This is a genomic window from Pseudodonghicola xiamenensis DSM 18339, from assembly GCF_000429365.1.
In the GTDB taxonomy this organism is placed as follows: domain Bacteria; phylum Pseudomonadota; class Alphaproteobacteria; order Rhodobacterales; family Rhodobacteraceae; genus Pseudodonghicola; species Pseudodonghicola xiamenensis.
In genome coordinates this window covers 1-14,020 of sequence record NZ_AUBS01000053.1, presented here as the reverse complement: position 1 = coordinate 14,020, position 14,020 = coordinate 1, and the positions used below count along the sequence as shown (strand labels likewise).

General features: G+C 63.5%; 6 protein-coding genes. 5 read left to right on the top strand and 1 reads right to left on the bottom strand.

The features are described from left to right. Window positions 1–9 precede the first annotated feature (9 nt). The 5 genes from G455_RS0121040 (at window position 10) to G455_RS0121020 (ending at window position 13,711) form a co-directional block, all read left to right on the top strand. Window positions 10–8,532, top strand: coding sequence for an Ig-like domain-containing protein (locus G455_RS0121040; protein ID WP_035367157.1), 8,523 nt, complete (start codon window positions 10–12; stop codon window positions 8,530–8,532). Window positions 8,533–8,581: 49 nt separating this feature from the next. Further along, the gene (locus tag G455_RS0121035) at window positions 8,582–10,675 is read left to right on the top strand and encodes a type I secretion system permease/ATPase (protein WP_205620490.1); all 2,094 of its coding nucleotides are present in this window, start codon (window positions 8,582–8,584) and stop codon (window positions 10,673–10,675) included. Further along, the gene (locus tag G455_RS25000) at window positions 10,672–11,850 is read left to right on the top strand and encodes an HlyD family efflux transporter periplasmic adaptor subunit (RefSeq protein WP_051312672.1); all 1,179 of its coding nucleotides are present in this window, start codon (window positions 10,672–10,674) and stop codon (window positions 11,848–11,850) included. Before G455_RS0121035 ends, G455_RS25000 begins: the two co-directional genes overlap by 4 nt. 72 nt (window positions 11,851–11,922) lie before the next feature. Next, window positions 11,923–12,354 (top strand): hypothetical protein, encoded by a 432-nt coding sequence (locus tag G455_RS0121025; RefSeq protein WP_028095455.1) that lies wholly within the window; start codon window positions 11,923–11,925, stop codon window positions 12,352–12,354. Between the two features lie 19 nt (window positions 12,355–12,373). Further along, complete coding sequence (locus G455_RS0121020; RefSeq protein WP_028095454.1) at window positions 12,374–13,711, top strand: TolC family protein; 1,338 nt, start codon at window positions 12,374–12,376, stop codon at window positions 13,709–13,711. 61 nt (window positions 13,712–13,772) lie between these two features. Here G455_RS0121020 and G455_RS24995 read toward each other — a convergent pair whose 3' ends face one another. Further along, the gene (locus G455_RS24995) at window positions 13,773–13,967 is read right to left on the bottom strand and encodes a hypothetical protein (protein ID WP_035367156.1); all 195 of its coding nucleotides are present in this window, start codon (window positions 13,965–13,967) and stop codon (window positions 13,773–13,775) included. Window positions 13,968–14,020 lie beyond the last annotated feature (53 nt).

The following is a 14,020-nucleotide window of genomic DNA, read 5'->3' as shown; positions in this document are numbered from 1 at the left end:
GACACGCCGGTGGCGGGCCAGGTCGATGCCTCGGATGTCGATGGCGATGATCTGGCCTATGCGGTCAGCAGCGATCCGAGCCATGGCACGGTGGTGCTGGATCCGGAGACCGGCGCCTACACCTATACGCCGGATGCCGATTACAACGGGCCCGACAGCTTCGAGGTGACGGTGGGTGATGGTAATGGCGGCACCGATACGGTGACGGTCGACATCACCGTGACGCCGGTGAACGACGCGCCGGTGGCGGAGGACGATGCCTCTCTCATCCGGATGGATGAGACTGCCGTGCTCAATGTGCTGAGCAATGACACCGATGTCGATGCGGGCGAGACCGCCACGCTTCAGGTCACCGTCGTGGATGGACAGGTGATCGTGCCGGGGCTCAGCATCACGCTGAGCGATGGCAGCGGCTGGGTCTCGCTGTCGGGCCGGGGGGAGCTGAGCTTTACGCCCAAGCCCGGGCTGACTGGGGAGGTGACGATTAGCTATACCGTCGATGACCGCAGCGGTGCGATCAATGCCACCGACACGGCCGACTGGGTGATCAACGTCGCGGCGGTGGACATCACCGACGACGCCAGCCCCGATGGGGCGACGGTGACGGACAATGTGCTGTCCTCGCTTGACGATCTGACGCAGGTGCAGATCAACGGGGTCGCGGCAGTGGATGGCACCGTTACCGACCTGCGGGTTTCGGACGGTGTACATGAGGTGATCGTCTCGCCGGTCGCGGTGGATGGCGACGGCAGCTACTCGGTCACCGCCGATCTGAGCGGGTTGGATGAGGGTACGCTGACCGTCACGGCTGTTGTCGAGGACGCGGAGGGCAATACCACCACCACCACCGATACGATCCTGAAGGATACGGTGACCGAGGTGACGATCGATCCGGTGTTGATCGAGGACGGTGGTGCGCCGACCTTTACCGGGAGCTGTGAGCCGGGGGCGACCACTGTCATCCTGACTGTGAATGGAACGGAGTACACCGCAACGGTTGATCCCCTGGGGAGCTGGAGCGTCACCTTGCCCGCGTCGCTGGCAACCGACGAGCTGAGCCTGTCGGCGACGGCGACGGATGCCTATGGCAACACCGACACGGATACCCGTGCGACGAGCCGCGTCACCGTCACGGACGAGAACGCGGGCGATGCGGCAGACATCATCGTGGAAGAAGCCGGCCTGTTGGGCGGAACCGATGCGGGCAGCGGCAGTGACCGTCAGAATTCGACCTTTGTGCTGGGGGTGGCTCCGGCAGCGCTGGACGGCGTCACGATCGGTGGCAGCGTTGCCGATGGCGCGCTGAGCGGGGGGACCACGGTGACCTTGGCGCAGTTGGAAGCGGCCGCCACCACACCGGTGGAGATGGAAACCGTCTATGGCACGCTGACCATCACCGGCTATGACAGCGTCACCGGGACCGTCAGCTATACCTATGCGCTGGATGGCAATACCGAGGACCACAGCGACAGTGTGGCCAATGACACAGTGTCGGAAACGATCCTGATTGCCTCGATCGACGAGGATGGCGACACCTGGGTCGATCATCTGGTTGTCGGGATCGTGGACGACGCGCCGGAAACGCCGCAGGCAGATACTGCTGTCTCCGTCGAGGAGGGCGGTGCTGCCGTCGGGTCCGCGAGTGGCGGGGATAATCTTCTGGCCAATGACGCCCTGGGTGCCGATGGCGGCCAGGTGCATCAGGTCACCTATACCGACCGCAGCGGCGACAGCGCCACTATCACGCTGTCCGAGGGCGGCAGCGAGACGGTGGAGACGCAATATGGTGAGCTTACGGTGGGGGCAAACGGCAGTTGGAGCTATACGCCGCTTGACGCGGTGGATCATGACATCCTTGCCGGCGATGACCTCTCGCTGACGGATAATTTCAGCTACACGACCATCGACGGGGATGGCGATGTCTCGTCAGGTTCGGCCACTCAGATCATCAATGTGAGCGACACCGTACCAGAGCTGGGAACGCCCGATGACGCGACGGTCGACGAGGCCAACCTAGCCTGGGGGAGCGACCCGGATGCAGAGGGGCTGACCCAGGAAGGCAGCCTGAAGCTGACGCCGGGACAGGACAGCCTTGACGTGCAACTGACCACCGACAGCGCCCCCGTGGGGCTTAGCTCGGGCGGGGCGGCGTTGCGCTATGTGCTGTCCTCGGACGGCCATACGCTGACTGCCGACACCGGCGTCGGCACTGATCCGGTGTTCGTGGTAACGCTGACCGATCCGACAAAGGCTTCGGCCGGCTATTCCTTCGAACTGCTGCGACCGCTCGATCACGGTGGCGACGCTTCCCTGGATCTGACCTTCGGTGTCGAAGTCACCGACAGCGATGGCGATACCGACACGGCCAGCTTCACTGTCGGGGTGGTTGATGATGAGCCCGTTGCCAGCATTACCCGCACGGTGGACGAGGATAGTGAAGGCTTCTCCGTCAACACGTCGGCCGATGCGACCTCGGACAACACCGGGATTGATCAGGGCGGCACGGCGCTGGCTGGCACTGCGGTCACCGGCGGGATTGCATATGATACCGACCACGGCACGGTGACCGTCAGCGATGACGGGCAGGTCAGCTACATGCCCGACGCGAACTTCAGCGGTATCGAGGAGTTCACCGTTGTCACCGACAGTGACGATGGTGCCAGCACCTCGACCGTGGTGACGGTGACAGTGACCCCGGTGGCGGACGCACCGACGCTGAGCGTCGAGGCAGAGGCGATCAATACGGTCGAAGACACGGCGGTCGCGCTGGGGCTCAAGGCCCCGACGATCACCGATGACGGCACTGGCACCGGCAACAACACCACGCCGGAGCGGATCGGGGCCATCACCCTGAGCGGTCTGCCCGAAGGCGCGATGCTGAGTTGGGGCGGCTCCCCCCATACGGTGGACAATACCGGCACGGTCACGATCCAACTGACCGACGCAGATCTCACCGTGACCGGAACGTTTTCCGATCTGAGCATGTCGGCCACGCAATTCGAGGCTCTCGAGGTGACGCCGCCGGCGGACAGCTCGACCAACTTCGAAGTGACCTATCGCGTCTCGAGCTATGAGGTGGACGCAAGCGGCAATGTGCTGGTCGCCACCGGGGCAGAGAGCAGCGAGAGCGTCATGGTCTATGTCCAGGCGGCGACGGATGATGCCTCTCTGGTCTTCGACACCTCGGTCGATATCGCCTCGGTCGAGAATGCGGTCTCCATCTCCTATGATGCCTCCGGCACCGAGGCCGATGTGACGCTGGCGGAAGACACGAGAATCAATCTGTCCGACATGCTCACGGCAAGCTTTACCGATCTGGATGGCAGTGAGGTTCGCTCGATCACCGTCACCAACACGACCGGGGTGGATATCGTCGTGAACGGGGTCACGGTTTATGCCGATGCGGCAGATGGTTCGACCTCGATCACGGTTCCCGCTGCCGGCCTGAGCACCGATGCCACTGCATTGCCTGAAATCCTCATCGGCGGGACCGCGGATTTCAGCGGTGATCTCGAAGGTATCACCGTGACGCTGAACGCGCAGGATCGGGACGCGGATGGGTATCTGAGTGGCGGAACGCCGGTCAGCGGTCCGGTCAACGGCATTGCCGAAGTGGACACGTCCGACAACAGCGTGGTGCTGAACCTGTATGTCACGCCGGTGGCCGATGATGTTTCTGTCAGTGATGTCACCACCGAGGAGGACACGTCCGTGGCGTTCCTGGCAGGGGTCCGCCTGACCGATACCAGCACCGGCAGTACCGCGGGTGGCGAAGAGGTGATTACCGCGATCTCCTTCGATATTCCGACCGGCTGGGTCGTGACGGGCTCGACCGTGGTGAATGGCGCCTCGGCCGGAGCGGCGGTCACCGACACCGGGACGCATTATTCGATCACCTTCGTCGGCGGCACCCAGGCGGAACGCGAGGAATATCTCGATGGGTTCACCATCACCCCGCCGGCGCATGACAGCAGTGACGCCACGATCACGCTGAGCGTCAGCACGGCCGATACGAGTATCGTCAACGGTACCTCTGTATCGGATACGGATACGCAGGATCACGATCTGGTCGTGACCGTGACCCCGGTCGCCGAGGTCATCGGAGAGGACAGCGACGGCGATACCGTGGACGATCTGACCATGGCCGGGGGCTTCTCCTATAGTGAGGCGGCCGAGGAGGACATTTGGTTCGGCTTGAAACGCGAAGGGTTCGACCTCAGCGCCGGATGGAGCAACCAGGACAGTGGCGAAGAGACATTCGCGCGACTGACACCGGAACTGATCGCCGGTGACGGCACCCCGGCCAATGCCATCGGGTCGATGTTCCGTTGGGTCGAGGGTGGTGAGACCAAGACCGCCATCTACAGCGGCGATCCGATCGACGTACCGGTCGCGTCTCTGGGCTCATTGGAATTCCGCGCGGTCGCGAACTTCTCGGGGCAGTTCCAGATCAAGGTCCAGGCCTATACCGTCGACACCGACGATGATGGCGGCGCTGTGGCCGAGGCGGTCAGTGGCGAGGCGATCCTTGAGAACCTCATCGTTGCGCCGGTGGCCGACGAAGTGACCCTGTCGCTCGCCGCGCGGACGCAGGGCAACGAGGATACCGACATCCCGTTGGTGATCCGACCGACCAGCTCTGACCCGTCGGAAACCTTCGATGTGACGATCTCCGATATCCCCGACGGGGCGGTGGTGAGCTATAACGGAACACCGCTCGCCGTCTCGGGGGGGAGTGTCACTATCGAGGGGTTCGACAGCTCGCTCGCGCTGACGATCCGGCCACCGCTGAACAGCAACGAGGATTTCACGCTGACCGTGTCGGCGGAATCCGTCGATCGGTTGACGCTCGAGGATGACAGCGTTCTGGAAGATCGTTCTCCGTCTGTCAGCCTTGAAATGTCTGTCGAGGTGAAGGGCGTGGCCGATTTGGCCGATGTCACGATCACGCCGGAGACCTATGTCGAGGGCGATCTCGACGGCGGGCTCGACACGGTTGCCCTGAGCGATCTGGTCAGCGTCAGCCTGACCGATGCCGATGGTTCGGAGAGCCTGACCATGCAGGTGACCGGCTTGCCGGAAGGCTTCGGGCTGACGCAGGGTATCCTGCTGACGGGGCCGGAAGTCACCGGCGAAGATCGGGTCTGGGTGCTGCGTGAAGCGCAGTTCGGGTCCACGGACATCACCGTGCCGGAGAACTTCAGCGGAACCGTTGAGTTCAGCGTGACGCCGGTAACGACGGAAAACGATGGCGCTTCTCTGACCGATGTGTCTCATGATGTCAGCTTCAGCGTGACACCGACGCCGGAGGCGACGGTGACCACCTCGGCCACTCTGGTCGAGGATACGCTTCAGTCGATCGGGCTGGGGATCGTTCATCAGAACGGTGACACCGACGAGATTCTGGATGCGGTTCGCATCCGGGTCTCGGAGGCCGAAGGCGGGGACTTCACGCTCTATCTCGACGGCACTCCGCTGTCCGGGGCGGGCATGCCGACCGTCGATGTGGCAGGAGAGTTGTATTACGAACTGACTGCGGCAGAGGTGGCCCGACTTGAGGCTCTGGGGGCCGCCAATCTCGACGGTGATCTGGGCGGGTTCGACCTGTTCTATAAGATCACCGATCCGGGCGATGGCTCTGTGGCTTCGGTGACCGGCGACTGGATCGCCGACCGTTTCGAACTGAGTGCGATCCCGGTGACCGACCAGCCGGTTCTGACGATCGACGATATCACGATTGGCGGCGGTGTCGGCAGCGTAAGTGGCAGCGACGTGACGGTGACAACAGCCGGGGAGCAGGTCACGGTCGATCTGAACATCGCGAGCCCCGACAGCGACGGCAGTGAGCACCTGATCCGGGTGATCGTCGAGGGCGTGCCTGAAGGTGTGACGGTTGAAGGCGGTGAGATGTTGTCCACTGGCAATTGGTTGCTGGTTTATGAGGGCTCCGAGGCCGTGCCGATCGACGATGCCGGCGGGCTGGTTCTGCCGGTGGTCTTCACCGTCGGCCAAGCTGCGGGCGGTCTCAGCGATCAGCCGCTGACCATCACGGTCCAGACCCAGGACCGTGGCGATCGGCCTGGCGTAGGGACCGATGTTCTGGAAGACAGCATCGGCCTGACCCTGACGACGAGCTTTGCCTCCGACGGCTCCGGAGTGCCGCCGCGTATCGACACATGGGACTATACCGGTGCGGTGGCGACGGAAGACACCAGCTTCCAGTTGTCCGAGATGATCGATGCTCAGGTTACCGCGCAGGACAGCACGCCCAGCGTTCTGACCGTCACCCTCACCGACCTGCCTGCAGGCAGTATGGTAACCGGAATGATCCGGACCCTGTTGGATGGGCAAGAGGTCTGGACCGCATCGGTGACCACTGATGCGGGTGACGATGCGGCGGCGGTTCAGGCCAAGCTTGACGCGCTGATGGACGGCATTGTCGTCGAGATAGAAGCGAATGCGAACGATAACAACCTCTCTGAGCCGTTCTCGTTCAACGCGACGCTGACCACGGCGGAGGAAGGTGGCGGACGGTCGGACAGAGCAACGGAGACGCCGGAAATTCCGGTCGATCCGGTGACTGACCCGGCTGAGATCTCGATCGTTCTGGGCTCTGCCGATGCCGATGGTGTCCTCACCGAGACCGACAGTGAAATCCCGCTGACGCTGACCGTCACCAATACCGCGGACGGCGCCGCCGGCTCCATTGAAGGGGATACGCTTTATCTCCAGCTCGAGGGGACCAACGGACTGAGCGACGGCGAGCTGACCATCGGCGGCGAAACGGTCACCGCCCAGGTCGTCAGTGGCGTGGAGGGGATCCCGGACGGCACCTATTACGTGATCGACAATGTCACGATGGGCACACCGCTGGATATGGTCTTCACCCCCGACGACATGACGGCTGGCAGCGTGACGGTCGACGCATGGGTGCGCAACATCGAGACCGGGGCCACGGCTCTGACCTCGACGGGAACCGCGACGCTTCCGGTCGAGATCAGCAATGACGGCGTGGCGCTGGTGTCTGCGGAACCTGTCTCCGGGCAGGAGGCTGCGGATACCAGCACAGACTCCCTGATCGCTCTGGATATGGCGTTGGCGCTGACCGACGATGATGGATCCGAAACGATCACCACGGTTCTGCTGTCCAACCTGCCAGAGGGGTTCCTGCTCTACACCGGGACCAGTGCCAGCGACGCCGACCTGGCCGAGATGGCGACCAACGCCGGTGGCACCGGGGGGACCAACACCTGGGTTCTGACCGGCGACGGCGGAGAGATGCCGGCCTATGTTGCCATCCTGCCGCCGAAACACTGGAGCGGGACACTCGACAGCCTCGAACTGCATGTGACATCGGGGGAAACCTCCCTGTCTGAGGCTCGGGTGGATGTGTTGCCGCTGCCGGATGTTACGGTGACCCCGGTCGCCAACAGCATAACCCTGACCCCGACCAATTCCTTCGGGTTGGAAGGCAATATCGTTTCGCTGAACCTGAACGCGGCGATGACCGACTTCAAGGATGCCTCGGTTGCCGCCGCGGCGGACGAGAGCGTCGAAACCGTGACGCTGACGCTGCAGGGGCTGGGGCAATACGCGTCCTTCTATGTAGGGACGACGTTGGTGACCGAGGGGATCAGCTATGATGTCGCGACCGACAGCTATACCCTCACCGGGTTGAGTCAGTCCGACATGGATGATCTGGGCGTCCGGCAGGCGTCCGATGCCCTGACGGACATGGTTGCCGGGACTGCTGGGGTTCAGATCAGTGTGTCGGCGCACACGGTGGATGGGACGGACGTCTCAGCCGACTCCACCAGCACAATCACGCTGAACTTGAGCCAGCAACTGGAGACGACCGGCGACGATACGCTGATCTGGACCGGTAGCCTGATCAACGGCTGGGATGGAGAGGACACGGTGGGCTTCCGTCAGGGAGAGAGCCTGAGCGGCGCCACGCTGGAGACCAACCTGCGCAACATCGAAACGCTCGACCTCGGGATCGAGGGCGGCAATTCGATCACCGGGCTGACGGCGGATCAGGTCGCGGCCATGACCGACGGCGACAATCTGCTGACGATCCGTGGTACGGCAGAGGACGGGGTATCGCTGTCCGGGGACTGGATCGACAACGGCGACGGCACCTATACCGGTGCAGTCGGCGGCGGCGGCGAGGTGATCCTGACGGTCGAGGATGTCAGCGTCACGGCTCCCGACGGCGGGTTCATCGAGCCGGTCGGCCCGAGTTTCTTCGCCATGTCGGCGGGCTTCGGCCTTGCTGCACTCGATGTGATCGAAGAGACCGTCGATGTGTCCGAAACCGATCCGATCTCGATCGACGAGCTGTTGTCTTCGGACGGTGGCAGTGAGGATCTGACGGCGGCGCTGCCCGAGGAAGATACCGCAGCGGCCTCTGCCGTCGGCGGCACCAGTGGCGAGGACGGCAGCGTCGATCCGATGGGGGATCTGTCGGGCTCGGTGCTGGGGACAACACTGGAAGACGAGCTTCAGTCCAGCGTGGTCTACGAGGTCTGAGGCAATGCAGGCTGATGCAAGCGATCTCCGCCCGGTGTCGGGCGGAGCCATGTCCCACAGGGGATGGATCAATGCGGTTTTGCGTGTGGCGGCGCATTACCGTATTGCGGTGTCGCCCGAACGGGTGCGGCTTGATCTGGCCTGGTCGGCGGATCGGAAAAAGCTTGCCACATTGGCCCGGGCTGCCGGGCTGCTGATCCGTGAAACCGAGGTCTCGGCGGCATCGCTGTCGGCGATGCGGTTGCCTCTTGTCGCCGAATTCACCGATGGCGAGGTTGGGGTGATCGAGCGGGAAATCGATGGTGGCTTCGGTGTCGTGATGGCCGCCGACGATGGGCTGGAGACGCCTTTCACGCGGGAGGAACTGACGGCGCGGCTGCGTCGTCTGTTCGTGCTGCGGCCTTCCTCGGGGCGGCCAGATCGCCGGATCGACGATTATATCGCCCCCTGGCGGGCGGATTGGTTGCGCAGTATCGCCCTGGCGGACATGAAGCCCTATCGCGCGGTCATGGTCGCCTCGCTGGTGACCAACGTCCTGGCCCTGGCGGGCACGATCTTTTCCATGCAGGTCTATGATCGGGTGGTTCCGGGCCAGTCTATGAGCACCCTTTGGGTCTTGTTTCTGGGCGTGATGATGGCAACGCTGTTCGCGCTGGTGATGCGGGTCGCGCGCAGCCGGATCACCGATCTGGCGGGCAAGGCTGCCGATCTGCGCATTTCGGACCGGGTGTTCGGCCATGCGCTGAGGGTACGCAACACCGCGCGGCCGCGGTCGACCGGCACCTTCATCTCGCAAATCCGCGAGCTGGAGCATGTGCGCGAGATGATGACATCCAGCACGGTGGCGGCAATCGCGGATGTGCCGTTCTTCCTGTTGTTCTGCGCGCTGTTTTTCTACATCGCCGGGGTTTTGGTCTGGATCCCGCTGGCAGCGATGGTGCTGTTGGTGGTGCCTGGTCTGCTGGCGCAGAGACGCCTGCGTCGTCTGGCCGAGGCGAATACCCGCGAAAGCGCGCTGCGCAGCGCCATGCTGGTCGAGGCGATCCAGGGTCTTGACGATATCAAGTCTCTGCAGGCGGAAACGCGGTTCCAGAACCTCTGGAACCATTATAACGAGACCACTGCCGGATCGTCGATGGAGTTGCGCGATCTGGTCGGACGGCTGTCGTCCTGGGCGCAGACGGTGCAGGGCGGCGTTTTTGCCGTGGTGGTCTTCTTCGGCGCCCCCATGGTGATGGCCGGCGACATGAGCACGGGCGTTCTTGTGGCGGCCTCGATGCTGTCGTCGCGGATGCTGGCGCCGCTGGCCTCGGTCACGCAGATCCTGAACCGCTGGCAGCAGGCTCAGGTGGCGCGTGGGGCGCTCGACAGTCTGATGGGCTTGCCAGTGGATACAACCGCCGAGGAGCAACGCATCCACAAGCCGGTGATCCGTGGCGAGTTCGTGGTGCAGGAGGCGCTGTTCGGGCATGATCCGCGCGCGCCGGTGCTGAGGGTCGGACGGCTTGAAATCGCGCCGGGCGAACGGATCGCCATTCTGGGCCGTAACGGTGCGGGCAAGTCGACGCTGTTGGCCGGGCTCTCCGGTCTGCTGCAGCCGCTGGCCGGAGAGCTGCGCATCGACAATGTGGTGATGGATCTGATCGACCCGGCGGATCTGCGGCGCGATGTCTGCCTGATGGGGCAGGGGGCGCGGCTGTTTCATGGCACCCTGCGGGAGAATCTGACGCTCGGCGCGCCGGGAACGGCGGATGAGATGATCCTGTCGATGCTGGGCACCATCGGGTTGGCGGATTTCGTTCATCGTCTGCCCGAGGGGCTGGACCATATGGTGCAGGAGGGCGGTCTTGGCCTGTCCGGAGGGCAGAAGCAGGGGCTTTTGCTGGCACGGTTGTTGTTGCGCAATCCCAATGTCCTGCTGCTGGATGAGCCGACCGCCGCGTTGGACGAGGTCTCCGAGGCGGCGGTGATCGACGTTCTGGGCCGGCTTGGGCGCGAGGTGACGATGATCGTCGCCACCCATCGTCCGGCCATGCTGCGGATCGTTGATCGGTTGATCGTGGTCAGCAATGGCAAGATCGTCATGGACGGGCCCAAGGATATGGTCCTGGCGCGGCTTCAGTCGGGAAAGGCGGCGGCATGATCGCGACGACCCTGATAGACGAGGGGCGCCCCACCGCGCAGGCCGAACGTCGGCTGGTCTGGCTGGTCTTCGCCATGCTGGCACTGTTTCTGGTTTGGGCATGGGTGTTTCCGCTGGTCGAAGTGTCGAGCGGCCAGGGCACAGTGGTGCCCAGTTCGCGCGAACAGGTGATCCAGTCGCTCGACGGTGGCATCGTTGCCGAGATCACCGTGAAGGAAGGCGATCTGGTCGACCGCGGGCAGGTGATTGCGCGGCTCGATCCCACCCGATCGGCGTCTAACGTCGAAGAGGCCGCCGCAAAATATTTTGCCTCGATCGCCGCCGCAGCGCGGTTACGGGCGGAGTTGGATGACCGCGATACGGTGGATTTTCCCGCTGAACTCGACGGTGAGCAATTCGAGCAGTTGCGGGCCAACGAACTGGCGCTGTTCCGGTCGCGCCGGGCCAGTCTGCGAGAGGCGCTGTCGGGGCTGACCGAGGGGCTGGAACTGGTCCGGCAGGAGTTGGAGATCGCCGAAAAGCTGCAAACCAGCGGTGCCACCAGCCGGGTCGAGGTGATCCGCCTGCGTCGGGAGGCGGCACAGACCGAGCTTGAAATCGCCCGGCTTTACGCCGATGCGAGAGTTCAGGTCGGCGAGGAACTGCAGAAGGTCAACGCCGAGGCCGAGGTTCAGGCCTCGATCATGCGGGGACGGTCCGATCAGCTCGATCGGCTGGTCTTCAGGGCGCCGATGCGCGGGATCGTCAAGGATATCGCAGTGACGACCATCGGCGGCGTGGTGACCCCGGGGGGGCAGTTGATGACCATTGTGCCGATGGACGACAAACTGCTGATCGAGGCGCGGATTTCGCCGCGTGACATCGCCTTCATCCATCCCGGGCAAGAGGCGTTGGTGAAGGTCTCGGCCTATGACTATGCGATCTTCGGCGGGCTGAGCGGAGAGGTGGTGACCATTTCGCCCAATACCGTGCGCGATGAGGTGAAACCGGATCAGGTCTATTACCGCGCCTATATCCGCACGCGCGAGGATTTCCTGGCCAATGCGGCGGGCACTCGGTTTCCCATCGTTCCGGGCATGATCGCCACCGTCGATATCCGGACCGGCGAAAAGACGGTTTGGCAATATCTGGTCAAACCCTTCAACAGGGCACAGGAGGCGCTTCGTGAACGATGACCGAGCCGATCGCCACGGCCGTGCCCGGGCGAAGTCCAATGTAAGTTTCTTGATTGAAAAGAGGTTCCTGACATGAAACGACTGTTCGGTGGGCGCAGCGCCCTTCTGGCAACGGCCCTTCTGGTTCTGCTCCCCTTCGGTGCATCGGCGGCGCAGGATGACGATCCGTTGAACCAGGTGAACTCCAGGGTGAAATTTTCGTCCGTGTCGCGGGCCTATGCGTCGATGGATGCGACCTATGCCCGGATCGGTACCCGGCGCGAGATCGCGCAGGTGCGCCGGGTCGCCCTTGGCCAGAGCGAGGCCGATCTCCAGGCGGTGCTGGGGCGTCCGGCCATCGGTTATGACGACGGGTCTTTTGAATTTCACCTGTCGCTTCCCTTGACCCGCAGCGATCGGCTGATCTGCCAGTACCGCGTGTTCCTTGATGGTGAGGGCAAGGTCGAACGTGGGGTCTGGCGGCGTCCACAATGCGCGAATTTGGTTGTTGGCCGGGAAAATTGATCCAACGATGAAAATGGTAATGCCGTTCGGGATGGGCCGGGGGTGGCGCGGGGCGTCATGCCTTGCAATCTGTGTGTTTCTGACCGCTTGCGCCAGCCTGCCGGCCCCTGATGGGCTCGAGGCCGAGATATTGGCACAGGCCGAGGGGCTGACACCGCTGACGCCGGCGCGTGGCCAGGATGTGCGCAGCGTCAGCCGCAACGGCCTTTTGATCAACCCGTCCGTTCGCGAGGCGGCTAGCCTGGTCGCGGCCGGGGCCGAGGAGGTGCGGGTGCAGCGTGCGGCGCTGTTCCCGGGGCTCGGCCTGTCGTTGGGCGGTGGAGTCGGGCCGGGGGGTAGTGGCGATCCGGCGCTGGAACTCGAGGCGTCGCAACTGCTGTTCGACGGTGGCAACAGCAAGCGTGCGGTGAAGGTCGCGGATTTCGATTTGCAGATCAGCTATATCGGCTTTCAGAAAGAGGTCGACGATGCCGTGCTCGAGCTTCTCAAGGCCTATGACGATGTGCAGACGCATGGCGAATTGCTCGACGTCTATCGTCGGCAGCTTGCCGCATTGAGCGAGCTGGAAACGCTGGTCGCCGCTCGGGCGCGCAGTGGTGCGGTGTCTTCGACCGACCTGCTGGAAACCCGCAAGCGGCTGCAATCGGCGGGGTTTCTGGTGAATGATACCGAATTGGCGCTGGGGGAAGCGCAGGACAGGCTGGTGTTGTTGACTGGTCAGCAACGCGGCGGCCGGGTCGGTATCACGGCGCCGAGCTGCAAGGCGCGGGACGAGACCGATGATATGCGCATGGCGCGGCTGGAGCTGGCGCGGGCGGAGCTGGCACTGGAAAAGGCCGAAGGGGCACGTCAGCCGCGGGTGGCGCTGAAGCCGCTGGTGCGGGCGGAATTCGGCACCGGCAAGCTGCCGGTCGGGCTCAATCTGGATGTTCAGTCCGATCTGCTGCAGGGCGGCGCGCTGTCGGCCAAGGTCAATCTGGCGCGCAACAGCCTAGCGGCGTCCAGGGCGAGACTGGAGGCGGCCAAGCTGGAAGACAGTCTGACCGAACGCGCCTTGCTGAGATCGCTTGCCGCGGGCGAGCGCAAGACCGACATGCTGCGGCGGCAGATTGACCTGTTGTCGGAAACGCGAAAACTGTATCGCAGCCAGTATTTCGACATGGGCACGCGGCAACTGTCGGAACTTCTCGACAATGAGGAAGAATATTATGGCCGCCAGGCCGAGCTGGTGACCCTGCGTTCGACGCTGGCGGCGGATCGGCTGGATTGTGCTGCGCGCAGCCGGGTGCTGCGCCGCAAGCTGGGTCTGGAAAATAGCAGCCTTTACGGTTTTCCGTTGTCGCCCGATCTGAACTGAAACCGCTGGAGCGGCGCGACTCCTCGAGGCGGGCAGACATGATCTCTATGCGGTCGCGCCGTTAACTTTGTTTCGCTTTCAGCGCGCCCCAGTTCGAGCCTGGGGAGATTGCGGCGGCAAGATCGTTTAAGAGTGTCAGCTTGGTAGGGCGATTTTCGCCGGTCCATCGTTCCAGAATTCGGTTGACGCCTTTTAACAGGCATTCGAGCTTGATTGGGAAGGTCTCGGCTGACTGCACATCAGTGTTCAGGTTCATTTTGCTCATTCCTCTGGCGTGCCTCCGAGTCCAAATTCAAGCCGTGGGCCCTA